General features: G+C 52.6%; 13 protein-coding genes. 10 read left to right on the top strand and 3 right to left on the bottom strand.

Annotated features, from left to right (window positions below):
• Window positions 1-2 precede the first annotated feature (2 nt).
• The 7 genes from EC843_RS17075 (at window position 3) to EC843_RS17045 (ending at window position 6,455) form a co-directional block, all read left to right on the top strand.
• On the top strand, window positions 3-1,175 hold the full coding sequence (locus tag EC843_RS17075; protein WP_133522691.1) for a beta-ketoacyl-[acyl-carrier-protein] synthase family protein: 1,173 nt from the start codon (window positions 3-5) through the stop codon (window positions 1,173-1,175).
• Complete coding sequence (locus tag EC843_RS17070) at window positions 1,168-1,626, top strand: 3-hydroxy-fatty acyl-ACP dehydratase (RefSeq protein WP_133522690.1); 459 nt, start codon at window positions 1,168-1,170, stop codon at window positions 1,624-1,626. Before EC843_RS17075 ends, EC843_RS17070 begins: the two co-directional genes overlap by 8 nt.
• A gap of 252 nt (window positions 1,627-1,878) precedes the next feature.
• The gene (locus EC843_RS17065; RefSeq protein WP_133522689.1) at window positions 1,879-2,610 is read left to right on the top strand and encodes a 3-ketoacyl-ACP reductase FabG2; all 732 of its coding nucleotides are present in this window, start codon (window positions 1,879-1,881) and stop codon (window positions 2,608-2,610) included.
• On the top strand, window positions 2,607-3,836 hold the full coding sequence (locus tag EC843_RS17060) for a beta-ketoacyl-ACP synthase (protein WP_064547934.1): 1,230 nt from the start codon (window positions 2,607-2,609) through the stop codon (window positions 3,834-3,836). Before EC843_RS17065 ends, EC843_RS17060 begins: the two co-directional genes overlap by 4 nt.
• Window positions 3,827-4,444, top strand: coding sequence for a 4'-phosphopantetheinyl transferase superfamily protein (locus EC843_RS17055; protein WP_133522688.1), 618 nt, complete (start codon window positions 3,827-3,829; stop codon window positions 4,442-4,444). The genes EC843_RS17060 and EC843_RS17055 overlap by 10 nt, the downstream gene beginning before the upstream one ends.
• A 48-nt stretch (window positions 4,445-4,492) precedes the next feature.
• Entirely contained in the window at window positions 4,493-5,017 is a 525-nt protein-coding gene (gene ymdB / locus EC843_RS17050) for an O-acetyl-ADP-ribose deacetylase (protein ID WP_133522687.1), read from the top strand.
• Window positions 4,968-6,455 (top strand): phospholipase D family protein, encoded by a 1,488-nt coding sequence (locus EC843_RS17045; RefSeq protein ID WP_243739153.1) that lies wholly within the window; start codon window positions 4,968-4,970, stop codon window positions 6,453-6,455. The genes ymdB and EC843_RS17045 overlap by 50 nt, the downstream gene beginning before the upstream one ends.
• 98 nt (window positions 6,456-6,553) lie before the next feature.
• On the opposite strand, the gene mdoC is transcribed toward EC843_RS17045, so the two are convergent.
• Window positions 6,554-7,702, bottom strand: coding sequence for a glucans biosynthesis protein MdoC (gene mdoC / locus EC843_RS17040; RefSeq protein WP_121813897.1), 1,149 nt, complete (start codon window positions 7,700-7,702; stop codon window positions 6,554-6,556).
• A gap of 294 nt (window positions 7,703-7,996) precedes the next feature.
• Between mdoC and mdoG the strand changes: the two genes are divergently transcribed.
• The 3 genes from mdoG to EC843_RS17025 are packed head-to-tail and all read left to right on the top strand — an operon-like array spanning window position 7,997 to window position 12,345.
• A complete protein-coding gene (mdoG, locus tag EC843_RS17035) occupies window positions 7,997-9,532 on the top strand; it encodes a glucans biosynthesis protein MdoG (protein ID WP_121815655.1) in 1,536 nt (511 codons plus the stop codon).
• On the top strand, window positions 9,525-12,056 hold the full coding sequence (gene mdoH, locus EC843_RS17030; RefSeq protein WP_064547925.1) for a glucans biosynthesis glucosyltransferase MdoH: 2,532 nt from the start codon (window positions 9,525-9,527) through the stop codon (window positions 12,054-12,056). The genes mdoG and mdoH overlap by 8 nt, the downstream gene beginning before the upstream one ends.
• Before the next feature lie 58 nt (window positions 12,057-12,114).
• Window positions 12,115-12,345 carry a YceK/YidQ family lipoprotein gene (locus tag EC843_RS17025; RefSeq protein WP_237931461.1) on the top strand — a complete coding sequence of 77 codons (231 nt, stop codon included), beginning with the start codon at window positions 12,115-12,117 and terminating at the stop codon, window positions 12,343-12,345.
• 3 nt (window positions 12,346-12,348) lie between these two features.
• Here EC843_RS17025 and EC843_RS17020 read toward each other — a convergent pair whose 3' ends face one another.
• Both EC843_RS17020 and mdtG read right to left on the bottom strand, forming a co-directional pair.
• The gene (locus EC843_RS17020; protein WP_064547921.1) at window positions 12,349-12,723 is read right to left on the bottom strand and encodes a MysB family protein; all 375 of its coding nucleotides are present in this window, start codon (window positions 12,721-12,723) and stop codon (window positions 12,349-12,351) included.
• A 101-nt stretch (window positions 12,724-12,824) separates the two neighbouring features.
• Window positions 12,825-14,051 carry a multidrug efflux MFS transporter MdtG gene (gene mdtG, locus EC843_RS17015; protein WP_133522684.1) on the bottom strand — a complete coding sequence of 409 codons (1,227 nt, stop codon included), beginning with the start codon at window positions 14,049-14,051 and terminating at the stop codon, window positions 12,825-12,827.
• Window positions 14,052-14,100 lie beyond the last annotated feature (49 nt).

The raw sequence follows: 14,100 nt of genomic DNA, 5'->3' as shown, positions 1-14,100 counted from the left end.
TCATGATTACTTTAACGGCTGCCGGAATGGTCAATGCGTTAGGCAATAACCTTGCCGAAATCGCCGAAAATTTGCAGGCTAACACTGCACCTGGCATGGTGCCGGATACCGACGGTTGGTTGCAGCAAGGCGAATGTTGGGTCGGGCGCGTTACCGGCGAGTTACCGGAAATCCCACCAGACATGGTGCAATACCGCAGCCGTAACAACCGCTTGTTGCTGGCGGCACTGGCGCAAATTCGCCCACAGGTAGATGAAGCGATTGTGCGTTACGGCAACGAACGTGTGGCGGTAGTGCTGGGGACCAGTACGTCCGGGCTGGATGAAGGTGACCGCATGGTGAGCGGCACTCATGCGGGCAAACCGCCTGCGTCTTATCGTTATGGTCAGCAAGAACTTGGCGATCCTTCGCGTTTTCTCAGTGATTATCTGCAACTGTTTGGCCCAGCGTTGACGGTTTCAACCGCCTGTTCTTCAAGCGCGCGTGCCATTATTACCGGCCAACGGCTGATTGAATCCGGCATGGTCGATGCGGCGATTGTCGGCGGGGCAGATACCCTCAGCCGCATGCCGGTTAACGGCTTTAACAGCCTGGAATCGTTGAGCAGCACGCGCTGTAAACCTTTTAGTGCTGCACGCTCCGGCATCACTATCGGTGAGGCCGGAGCGCTGATTTTGCTGACCAAAGAACCGGGCAAAGTACAACTACTGGGCGTGGGCGAATCGTCAGATGCCTGGCATATGTCGGCTCCACATCCGGAAGGCGTGGGCGCGATTCACGCCATAGAAATGGCGCTGCGTGAGGCTGAACTCACGGCACAAGACATTGGCTATATTAATATGCACGGTACCGCCACGCGTCTTAATGACGAAATCGAAGCCAAAGTGGTGAATCAACTGTTCGGCGAAAGCGTTCCTTGCAGCTCGACAAAACATCTGACCGGCCACACGTTAGGCGCGGCTGGAGCCTGTGAAGCGGTGCTCTGCTATTTACTGTTATCGCAAGGGCTGACGCTGCCAGCACAGGACTTCACTGATGCGCATCAAGACCTCACCCTTGCGCCTTGTGGTTTACTCAGCGCACCCCAGCCATTTACCAAACCAATAATGTTGTCAAACTCATTTGCTTTTGGCGGTAACAATGCCAGCCTGATTTTTGGAGTATCTCATGACTGATTTTCTTGCCCCGCACCACTATTTGCCGCACGAAGCACCCATGTGCTTGCTGGAGTCGGTAGTGGCGGTGGAACAAGAAAGTGCCCATTGTCGGGTCACGGTCAGCCACCATGGGGTATTGGCACAGTTTCTCGATGCGCAGGGGAATTTACCTGGCTGGTTTGCCATCGAGCTTATCGCGCAGACGGTAGGGGTGTGGTCTGGCTGGCACGCCATGAATAACGGCGAAGAAGCCAGCCGTGTTGGGATGCTGCTGGGGGGGCGAGGGTTGCGCTGCCCAGCCGGGTATCTTGCACAAGGTTTACAGTTGGAATGTCATGTCACGTTACTAATGCGTGATGAAAAAATTGGTAGTTTTGAAGGACAAATTCTCGCGGACGGTAACGTACTGGCGAGCGGGCGGGTCAATACCTATCAGCCTGATAATAATGAATTAGAGAAGTTTTTTTAAAGGAGTTTTTTTGTAGGTCGGGCAAGCGCAGCGCAGCCGACAACGCGGATGAAAATGGTGGATGACGCTGACGCTTATCCACCCTACGAAACTTATAATAATGAGTCATACCCAAAATAATTCGAGTTGCATCGCGGCGGCAAGAGAACAAGTCCCGATGAGCTTACATAAGTAAGTGATTCGGGCGAGTGAGCGCAGGCAACAAAGAGGCAGCTTGAAGTATGACGGGTATTTTAATGGGATAGCAGCAAGATGACACAGACGGTATTAGTAACCGGTGCCAGCAAGGGGATCGGCAAGGCGATTGCCTGTGGGCTGGCGGCCGACGGATTTGCCGTGGTGGTGCACTACCATCGCGACGAAGCGGGCGCACAACAAACGCTTGAGCAAATAACGGCTCAGGGTGGAACGGGGCGCGTCATGCAGTTCGATAGCGCAGACCGCGAGCAATGCCGTAGTGTGATTGAAGCGGACATCGAAGCCCACGGTGCTTACTGGGGCGTGGTTAACAATGCTGGTATCACGCGTGACGGCGCATTTCCCGCATTAACTGATGATGATTGGGACGGCGTAATCCGCACCAATCTCGATAGTTTTTACAACGTGATTCAGCCGTGTGTGATGCCGATGATTGGCCTGCGTGCGGGAGGGCGAATCATCACGCTCTCTTCGGTTTCGGGCCTGATGGGCAACCGTGGGCAAGTGAATTACAGTGCCGCAAAAGCGGGCATTATTGGTGCCACAAAAGCGCTGGCAATTGAACTGGCGAAACGCAAAATCACCGTGAATTGCATAGCACCTGGTCTGATTGATACCGGCATGATTGAAATGGAAGTGGCCGCGCTCAACGAAGCCATGCGCCTGATTCCACTCCAGCGCATGGGCCAGCCAGAAGAAGTGGCTGGGCTTGCACGTTATTTGATGTCGCCAGTGGCCGCTTACGTCACACGCCAGGTTATCTCCATCAACGGAGGCATGTTGTGATTCGCCGGGTGGTGGTTACCGGAATGGGCGGTGTGACGGCATTTGGCGATAACTGGCAGGATGTGGCTGCGGGGCTGAAGTCCGGCCAGAATGCAGTGCGCAACATGCCAGAATGGCAAATCTACGATGGGCTAAACACCATGCTCGGCGCGCCGATAGATAATTTCACGCTCCCCGAACACTACACGCGTAAGCGTATTCGGGCGATGGGACGCGTTTCTTTGCTCGCGACTCGAGCCACTGAACTGGCATTAACCCAGGCCGGTTTACTCGACGATCCGATTTTAACTTGCGGTGAAACGGGGATAGCTTACGGTTCATCCACCGGCAGTACGGGGCCAGTGAGTGAATTCGCCACCATGCTGACCGAAAAGCACACGCGTAATATTACCGGCACCACTTACGTCCAGATGATGCCGCATACCGCTGCGGTGAATACCGGATTGTTCTTCGGTTTACGTGGCCGAGTGATCCCGACCTCAAGTGCGTGTACATCAGGCAGCCAGGCAATTGGTTATGCCTGGGAAGCTATTCGTCACGGCTACCAGACGGTCATGGTCGCGGGAGGTGCTGAGGAGTTATGTCCTTCGGAAGCGGCGGTGTTTGACACGTTGTTTGCAACCAGCCAACGCAATGACCAGCCAAAGAGCACGCCATCACCGTTTGATAAGCAACGTGATGGTCTGGTGATTGGCGAAGGTGCGGGGACATTGATCCTCGAGGATCTGGATCATGCACTGGCGCGTGGTGCCACCATTTATGCCGAGATCGTCGGGTTCCATACCAATTGCGATGCGGCACATATCACCCAGCCACAGAAAGAAACCATGCAGATTTGTATTGAACGCGGTCTGTATTCGGCGGGGCTTGAGGCCCGCGACATTGGCTATGTCAATGCGCATGGCACGGCAACTGACCGTGGTGACATTGCGGAAAGCCAGGCGACGGCGGCAATTTTCGGCACTAATACGCCAATATCTTCGCTGAAAAGCTATCTGGGTCATACGCTTGGCGCGTGTGGTGCGCTGGAAGCCTGGATGAGTATCGAAATGATGCGTGAAGGCTGGTTTGCCGAAACGCTGAATTTGACTCAGCCGGACGAGGCGTGTGGTGAGCTGGATTACATCATGGGTGAAGCGCGCAAAATCGAGACTGAATTTGTGCAGAGCAATAATTTTGCCTTTGGTGGCATTAACACTTCACTGGTGATGCGACGTTGGCGGTAAACGATTATCAGCTGGCGTTCGGCGAGGTGGCGTGTGTATTGAATGACGCGTCCACTTCGCGTTGGCTGTCGCCTGAACTGTTACAGGATGCGCCAGTGGGCCACCGTCGCGCAGACTGGATTGCTGCGAGGATCATGTTGGCGATGCTGCTCAATGACGGTCCTTTGCCCAAACTAGCCCGCGCAGCACAAGGTAAACCTTATCATCCATCGCTCCCCGAATTTAACATCAGTAACCATGCGACCCGCGTTGCGGTGCTGGTGGGTTGTGGGGAAGTTGGTTGTGATGTTGAGCAAATCCGCCCACGGTCGCGTTTTATGGCGATTGCCCGTTACAGTTTTGCCGCGCATTTGTGTGACTGGCTGGAATCTCTGTCGGAAGTTGAGCAAATCGTGCAGTTCTGGCGTATCTGGACGGCACACGAAGCGGTGCTTAAACAGCGAGGCGGGACTGTCTGGCAAATGAGCCAGCTGGAGCTGCCATTACACACACTTTGCCCGCCAGGCCGCTTTTTGCAGCATGTCACCGTGGACGAGTCGCTGATCGCTTGTTGCGGTGAACAGCCATTTCCTGACGATTTCTCTCCTCAACTTCTTATTAGGAAGTGATGTACGCCTGATTTAGACTACTCTCAAAGACTAACTGGAGATTTCCTGATGAGCGAAAGAATGTCGGTGATACAAGGTGATATCACCCATGCTGAGGTTGATGTAATCGTCAATGCAGCGAATTCATCCTTGCTAGGTGGCGGTGGTGTTGATGGTGCCATTCATCGCGCGGCAGGGCCTGCACTATTGGCGGCCTGCAAAGTGATTCGCCAACAGCAAGGTGAATGCGCCCCCGGGCATGCCGTGATTACCGAAGCCGGAAACATCCCCGTTAAAGCTGTGATCCACGCCGTTGGCCCGGTGTGGCAGGGTGGTGAAAATCACGAAGCTGAATTGCTTGAACAAACCTATCGCAACTGTCTCGATTTGGCTGCTGCCAATGGTTACCGCACTATCGCGTTTCCAGCCATTAGCACCGGCGCGTACGCTTTCCCAAAAGAGCTAGCCGCAAAAATAGCCGTCGATACGGTTTATCGATATATCGGTCTGCGCCCGCTGCCTGAACAAGTGGTTTTCGTCTGTTTTGATGACGAAAACACCCGTATTTACCAGCAACTGCTTGCCCAACTCTAACGTGAAGAACCCTCACGCTACCCGCCTTGGGAAAGCGATTATCACGGCGCTTGCTGAGCATCCTGGCGTGAGCGGTATTCATCCTCTTGCGGATAGCCTTGATGCGTTTGCAGCGCGTTATCTGTTGTGCGGCATGGCGGAAAATACCCTCGATGTGCAGTACTACATCTGGCAGGACGATATGTCCGGGCGGTTGTTGTTCAGTGCGTTACTGGCTGCGGCCGACCGTGGGGTGAGAGTCAGGCTGTTGCTGGATGATAATAACACCAACGGGCTGGATGATATTTTAGAGCTGCTTAATTCCCATCCTCAGATTGAAGTTCGCCTGTTTAATCCCTTTTCATTTCGCTTGTTTCGCGCCATCGGTTATCTGACTGATTTTGCCCGCCTGAACCGCCGCATGCACAACAAGTCCTTCACCGTTGATGGTGAAACGACGATTGTTGGTGGGCGTAATGTTGGCGATGCTTATTTTGGTGTCGGTAAACAGCCGTTGTTTTCAGATTTAGACGTGCTGGCGATTGGCCCGGTGGTTGCAGAAGTCAGTCAGGATTTTCAGCGCTATTGGGAAAGCCAGTGTGTTTCGACGCTGGCAAAGGTGCTGGATGTTGACGCCGGGGTGTTACAGCAATGGGTACAACTGCCAGACGACTGGCGCAATGACCCAAAAGCTCGGCGCTATCTGGATCGCCTGACCACCAGCCAGTTTGCGACGGATCTTGTGGCTCGCAGGTTAAATATGTACTGGGCTCAGACCCGTTTGCTGAGTGATGACCCGCGTAAGGGGCAGGGAAGGGCGCATCATCACACCTTGTTACCGCAACGTCTGATCAACGTGATTGGCCTGCCAAAGCAGGAAATAGACATAATTTCTGCCTATTTTGTCCCGACTCGCGCCGGCATCGCGCAAATTCTCGGGTTGGTGCGTAAAGGGGTGAAAATCGCCATTCTCACTAATTCGCTTGCGGCCAATGATGTGGCGGTAGTGCATGCCGGATATGCCCGCTGGCGTAAGAAACTGTTACGCCACGGTGTCGCGCTGTATGAACTAAAGCCAGAAAACAATAGCCCCCGCAGGCCGCGAGACCGGGGGTTAACCGGTAATTCTGGCTCCAGCCTGCATGCCAAAACCTTCAGCGTCGATAAGCAGAAAGTGTTTATCGGTTCATTCAATTTTGACCCACGCTCGGCAATGTTGAATACCGAAATGGGCTTCGTGATTGAAAGCGCCGCACTCGCGGAAGATATTCACCAGCGTTTTACCCAGAGCCAGAAAGAGGCCGCCTGGGCATTACGTCTGGACAAATGGGGGCGGGTGAATTGGGTAGAAAATCGTGATGGCAAAGAGATTATCTGGAAGAAAGAACCGCACACCCGTTTTTGGCAACGGGTGTTGGTGAGACTGGTTTATCGGTTACCTATTGAATGGTTGCTCTAAAGTCTCTGTCGGCGGCGCTTCGCTTGTCCAACCTACGAAGGGAAGTTGTAGGGGGGATAAGCGCCAGCGTCATCCACCATAAATTACCGGAGTCCGATCTACGAAACTTTAACCGCCACGTTCTGCGGCTTGCCGGAGAACAAGAAGCGCAGCAGTGGAATTCGCAGATGGATTTCATACAGAATCACCGCAATCCCCACCACAAAGACCAGTCCCGTAATAAAGCCCAGCGCATTGGACGTGATATGTGGCGTGATAAACGCGCCGTAGAATAGCGTCAGCGGATGGTGAACCAGGTAAATGAATAGCGATGCATTCACGAAATAGGTGACACGCTTAGACTGGAAGTTCAGCAGTTTATGGCCCAGTGAGAACACCACGTTAACCATCCACAGGCCTAAAACCATGGTGATAACGCTTTCAGTCTCATACATCCAGGCATCGCCGCTGCCGTAACGCTGGTTGAGCAAATAAGCCGCGAATGCCAGCACAGCACCCGCAGCGCACCATGGCGATGGCGTGGTAAACAGGGCTTTCAGTTGCGGGCGCACAAACGTTAAAGCCCCGAGCATGAAGAACGGCAGATAAAACAGCGTCTGCATCACCACGAAGTTAAACAAGCCATCACTTAATATTGGAGAGTAAACAATGAAAATCGTGCGGCGAATGGCACCGTATAAAAAACCGAACCCAAGGAAATAAATTGAGAGTTTTCCCAGGGTAATGGTTGACGCACTATTTTCGGGTGCCTTCTCAAGGCGGTTTTTCATTTGTTGAAACAAAAATAAACAAACTGTCGTCAACACCACCATCACTAACAAGAACCATAAATGGGAAACCAGTTCCCAAACCAGCGTGTTGTACTTCTCGTAAGGGGTGAGCCCCGGCCAGTTTTTTGCTTTGTCGTTAACGTGTTGCAACATTAAAAATTGCGGTAGCGTCAGCAAGGGAATTGCTGTCAACATTGGGATGCCGACACGCTCAACACGCACTTTCCACCAGCGTTTAAGCGGGTAACGCAGAAAAAGCATGTAGGAGAAATAACCGGAAATGACAAAAAACACCTGCATCCGGAAGGAGTGAATGATGTCATTAAAAAGGGTTAATCCCCAGGAGGCTTCAGCGCTGTTGACATGCCAGTGGTGGCTTGAATAGATGAGGGAGATATGAAACGGAATGCCTAAAAGCATTAACCAGGCCCGGATAGAATCCAGGAAAAACTCGCGTTGTTGTGGTGCTTTACTCATAATACTCCAGACATTATCGGACGAATCGCCTTATCCTTAAGAACATATCCCAATAGGCTTGAAGTCCCGAACGGTATCAATTCCGTGGCAACCCTACACTAACCATGACATCCTGTCTCCAGGATGGGCTCTGAAAGCGTAAGCAGTTGTCTTTTTTTGCTTAAAGGCTGAGCCAGCGTGCTGAACAATGCGGGTATTTGGTTGTCGGAAAGCAGAAGTTTCCATTAAAATGGATTGGATTGATTTAAGCACACAAAGGGGGATGTGCTGGTTAATATGAAACATAAACTAAAAATGATGAAAATGTGTGGGCTCGGTGCGGCAGTAATGTTGTCACTTTATACCACCTCGGTTTGGGCCTTCACCATCGATGATGTCGCAAAACAAGCGAAAACATTAGCGGGCAAAAGCTACGAAGCACCGAAAAGCAATCTGCCTTCGCTCTTCCGCGACATGAAATATGCGGATTATCAGCAGATCCAGTTCAATCACGACAAAGCCTACTGGAGCAAGTTAAAGACCCCATTTAAGCTTGAATTTTATCATCAGGGTATGTACTTCGACACCCCGGTTGCTATCAACGAAGTGACAGCGACTGCGGTTCATAAGATCAAGTACAACCCGGATTACTTTAATTTCGGTAATGTAAAACACGATAAAGACACCGTTAAAGATCTTGGCTTCGCCGGGTTCAAAGTGCTCTATCCGATCAACAGCAAAGATAAAAACGACGAAATTGTCAGCATGCTCGGGGCGAGTTATTTCCGTGTGATTGGCTCAGGTCAGGTTTATGGTCTGTCTGCTCGTGGTTTGGCTATCGATACTGCTTTGCCATCTGGTGAAGAGTTCCCCCGTTTCCGTGAGTACTGGATTGAGCGCCCGAAAACTGGCGACAAAACGCTGACCCTCTATGCGTTGCTCGACTCCCCACGTGCAACAGGTGCCTATCGCTTTGTGATTACCCCTGGGCGTGACACCGTGGTCAACGTGCAGTCAAAAGTTTATTTGCGCGACAAAGTAGGCAAACTGGGCGTTGCACCGCTGACCAGTATGTTCCTGTTTGGGCCAAATCAGCCGTCACCAAGCATCAACTACCGTCCTGAATTACATGACTCTAACGGTCTGTCTATCCATGCTGGTAACGGTGAGTGGATTTGGCGTCCGCTGAACAACCCGAAACATCTGGCCGTGAGTTCCTTCGCGACAGAAAATCCGGTTGGTTTTGGTTTGCTGCAACGTGGCCGTCAGTTCTCTCGTTTTGAAGATCTGAATGATCGTTACGATCAGCGTCCAAGCGCCTGGGTTGCACCGCAAGGTGATTGGGGTAAAGGTCGCGTCGAACTGGTGGAAATTCCAACCAACGACGAAACCAATGACAACATCGTTGCTTACTGGACGCCGGATCAGCTCCCGGAACCCGGCAAAGAGATGAACTTCAAATACACCATTACCTTCAGCCGTGACGAAGACAAAATGCACGCGCCAGATAACGCGTACGTGACGCAGACTCGCCGCTCAACCGGTGATGTGAAGCAGTCGAATCTGATTCGCCAGCCAGACGGCACGATTGCGTTTGTCGTGGATTACGTCGGCGCGGACATGAAAAAACTGCCGCAAGATACGCCGGTTACCGCGCAAACCAGCATCGGTGACAACGGCGAAATCGTTGACAGCCAGGTACGTTACAACCCGGTCACTAAAGGCTGGCGTTTGACAGTACGTCTGAAAGTCAAAGACGAGAAGAAACCGACTGAAATGCGTGCAGCGCTGGTCAATGGCTCGCAAACGTTGAGTGAAACCTGGAGCTACCAGCTACCTGCCAATGAATAAGTTTACTGATACTGCGTCTGATTATATTGATGCCCTCCCGCTTTCTGCTGAGCAGAAGGCGGCTCTACCTGCATCGGATCTGCAAGCGGTGCATGAGGCGCTGGATGCGCAAGAGCACCACTATGACCGCGCCGATGATTCCCCTTTAGCCTCGGTAAAGGCCCGGCTCGAAGCGAGCTGGCCTGGATCGTTGGGTGCGGAACAACTGATTAAGGATGAAGAAGGGCGCACCCAGTTGCAGGCAATGCCAAAAGCAACGCGTTCTTCGATGTTCCCCGATCCGTGGCGCACCAACCCAATTGGTCGGTTCTGGGATCGTTTACGCGGGCGGGAAGTTAATCCTCGCTATATGTCGAAAGAAGAGGCTGAAGCTGAGCAGAAATGGCGTACCGTCGGGACTATTCGACGTTACATTCTGCTGCTGCTGACCATTTCTCAGACCGTGGTGGCGACCTGGTACATGAAGACCATTCTGCCTTACCAGGGCTGGGCGCTGATCAATCCATCCGATATGCTCGACCAGGATTTGTGGGTCTCCTTCATGCAGCTGCTGCCGTATGTGCTGCAGACCGGCATCTTGATCCTGTTTGCGATTCTGTTCTGTTGGGTATCAGCCGGTTTCTGGACCGCGTTGATGGGCTTCCTCCAGCTACTGATGGGCAAAGATAAATACAGTATCTCTGCCTCAACAGTGGGTGATGAGCCAATCGACCCGGCGAACCGCACTGCGTTGATTATGCCTATTTGTAACGAAGACGTTGACCGCGTATTTGCGGGTCTGCGTGCGACGTGGGAATCGGTAAAAGCGACCGGCCAACAGCAGCACTTCGATGTTTACATCCTGAGCGACAGCTACAATCCGGATATCTGTGTTGCCGAGCAAAAAGCGTGGATGGAACTGATCAACGAAGTGCAGGGCGAAGGGCAGATTTTCTACCGCCGCCGCCGCCGCCGTGTGAAACGTAAAAGTGGCAACATCGATGACTTCTGCCGTCGCTGGGGTAACCAATACAGCTACATGGTGGTGTTGGATGCTGACTCCGTCATGAGCGGTGACTGTCTGACCAACCTGGTGCGTTTGATGAATGCTAACCCGAATGCGGGCATCATTCAGTCATCACCAAAAGCGTCTGGCATGGACACGCTGTATGCGCGCTGCCAGCAGTTTGCGACTCGCGTTTACGGGCCGTTGTTTACCGCAGGTCTGCACTTCTGGCAGTTGGGCGAATCCCACTACTGGGGCCACAATGCGATTATTCGCGTTAAGCCGTTCATCGAGCACTGTGCGTTAGCACCGCTGCCAGGTGAAGGGTCATTCGCCGGTTCAATCCTTTCGCACGACTTCGTCGAAGCCGCTTTGATGCGCCGTGCGGGTTGGGGCGTATGGATTGCCTATGACTTGCCGGGTTCTTATGAAGAACTGCCACCGAACTTACTGGATGAACTCAAGCGTGACCGCCGTTGGTGCCACGGTAACTTGATGAACTTCCGTCTGTTCCTGGTAAAAGGCATGCACCCGGTTCACCGTGCGGTATTCCTGACGGGCGTCATGTCGTATCTGTCGGCACCTTTGTGGTTTATGTTCCTCGCATTATCAACTGCATTGCAGGTGGTTCATGCGCTGACAGAACCGCAGTACTTCCTGCAACCGCGCCAGCTGTTCCCGGTGTGGCCGCAGTGGCGTCCGGAGCTGGCGATTGCGCTGTTTGCTTCCACCATGGTGTTACTGTTCCTGCCGAAGCTGCTGAGTATCATTCTGATTTGGTGCAAAGGCTCGAAAGAGTTCGGCGGTTTCTTCCGCGTGACGGCCTCCCTGCTGCTGGAAGTACTGTTCTCTGTGCTGCTGGCTCCGGTGCGTATGCTGTTCCACACCGTATTTGTGGTTAGCGCGTTCCTCGGTTGGGAAGTGGTCTGGAACTCGCCGCAGCGTGATGATGATTCAACCCCATGGGGTGAAGCGTTTATGCGCCACGGTTCTCAACTTCTGTTGGGTCTGGTGTGGGCTGTCGGCATGGCATGGCTGGATTTGCGCTTCTTGTTCTGGCTTGCGCCAATCGTCTTCTCACTGATTCTGTCACCATTTGTCTCGGTGATTTCGAGTCGTGCGACCATCGGTTTGCGTACTAAGCGTTGGAAGTTGTTCCTGATCCCGGAAGAGTATTCTCCTCCGCAGGTTCTGGTCGATACCGACAATTACCTGAAGCTGAACCGCAGCCGTACGCTGGATGATGGCTTTATGCACGCGGTGTTTAACCCGTCGTTTAATGCCCTGGCAACTGCGATGGCAACAGCACGTCACCGTGCAAGCCAGGTGCTGGAAATTGCGCGCGATCGTCACGTTGAGCAGGCACTGAACGAAACGCCTGACAAACTGAACCGCGATCGTCGTTTGGTGTTGTTAAGCGATCCGGTCACTATGTCTCGTCTGCATTATCGTGTGTGGTCGAATCCGCAGCGTTACTCCTCGTGGGTAGATAGCTACAAAACGGTTAGCCTGAACCCTGAGGCGTTACCGTCCAAATAGAGCGCGAAACGCATCATCAATGCCGGCCTTCGGGTCGGGATTTTTTTGGAGTAAAACTGTGTTAAGAATCCTTGTGGTCGCGTTGTTCGCCTGCTTACTGAGCGGATGCGGGAGTATTATTAGCCGTGCTGTACCGGGGCAGGGACATGGTAATCAGTATTACCCCGGTGTGCAGTGGGATGTGCGTGACAGCGCATGGCGCTATATTACTGTGCTCGATTTACCTTTTTCGCTGGTGTTCGACACACTTTTGCTGCCGATTGATGCCAGCCATGGGCCTTACGAGTAAAACTTATCGTTCATCCCATTCATCAGCGGCAGTCTGGCCTTCCTCGGTATCCAGAGGCGGCTCAAGTTGAAATTCACCTTCGTCCCATTCGTGCAGTGTATTTTCTTCAATCCACTCCTGACGTAACTCGATTTCATCATAGTCACCGTCAAAGACACTTTGCGCCGCTTCACCGCTGACCATCGGTAGACATTCGCCATCCCCGCTGTCATCAGCGAAAAACTCGGCTTGCCACATAATGTCGCCATCCTGAAGAATGTACTTCTGAATGTTCAGTTGCTGAACACTGGCACTCTCTTCATCCAGCTCCGGGTTCTCAACAAGGAAAAGCTCGCGTGCGGCATCGATGGCCTCTTCCAGCGTCGCATACAGACTCATAGTAATCTCCTTTGTACAGGTCAGGGAGCGCGTTACGGCGCCATTTCAAGTTAATTGTTGACGCTGTTTGCAAAGTTGCAAGTATGTCGGAGATTTCTGAGTCAGTCGCCAGAAACACTGACACGTTCAGTCGGGCGACGGAGACTTATCCACGAGTAAAGAGCATTGAAAAGAACCACACAACCGGTGACTAAAAATACCGTGCGGAAGCCATAGTTTGCTGAAACAGCGGCACCCATCAACGGACCAGTGACATTACCAATATCGCGGAATGACTGGTTGTAACTAAAGATACGCCCGGCAATTTGGTTGCTTGAGTTGTAGACCAGCAGTGTTTGTACCGCTGGCAACAGTGCGCCATCGGCGGCACCAAGCAGGAAACGTAACACCCCCAGTTGCCATGGGTTTTGTACCATCGACATCGGGATCAGCAACAACACAGAGATAACCAGCGCGCAGATTAAAATCCTTTCCGGCCCGATTCTATCCCCCAGTTTGCCCAGTCGCGGCGCACTGATTAACGCCGCAACGCCAGGCACAGATGCAATCATCCCGCTGATAAATGCCAGATTGCTGACATTGCCTGCCAGTTCACGCACGTAAAGCGTAAGAATCGGGGCGATAGAACCGGTGGCAACCTGAATAATCATGGTGGTGATAAACAGACTCAGCACCAGGCGTGGATTTTTGAGCGAAGTTAAAACCTGACGTGCGTGCAACATGTCCTTCTTGTGCACCGGGGTAAATTGTTCGCGAATGCAGAACAAGGTAAAAACAAAACAGGTAAATAGCACGCCAGCGGTGATGAAAAACACCGGACGCAGGCCATAGGTATCCGCCAGAAAACCGCCAATCATCGGCCCAAGAAGTGCACCGCTTACCCCGCCGGTAGACAACGTGCCCAATGCCCAACCACTTTTATGGCGCGGAACTTGGGTGGCGATGAGCGCGTTAGCATTGGGGACAAATCCACCCAATAGTCCGAGCAGTGCGCGCAGCACCAGAAATTGCCAGATATTGCTCGCAAAGCCCATCAGCACCATCACGATGGACATCCCCAATGCTGAACGCAGTAGCATTATCTTGCGACCTTTACGGTCGGCAAGCCCGCCCCAGAAAGGTGACGCAATGGCTGAGAACAAAAATGTAATGCTGAAAACGATGCCGGACCACATGTTGAGTGCGCTGTGTCCGGTCACGCCAAGATGTTCGACATACAGCGGCAGGAAGGGCATGACCAGGCTAAATGCGACACCGGTAAGAAAACACCCAAGCCATGCAACGGTGAGATTTCGTTTCCAGTTGATCGGGTTCTCGGGGAGAGTCATAACGCTCCAGTTCAGTGCAGAAAAGACATGTGATGGAATTATTACCTTG

Origin of the sequence: Buttiauxella sp. JUb87 (assembly GCF_004361975.1) — a bacterium.
In the GTDB taxonomy this organism is placed as follows: domain Bacteria; phylum Pseudomonadota; class Gammaproteobacteria; order Enterobacterales; family Enterobacteriaceae; genus Buttiauxella; species Buttiauxella ferragutiae.
The sequence above is the reverse complement of the archived record's forward strand: the minus strand, read 5'-3'. Positions and strand labels throughout refer to the sequence as shown.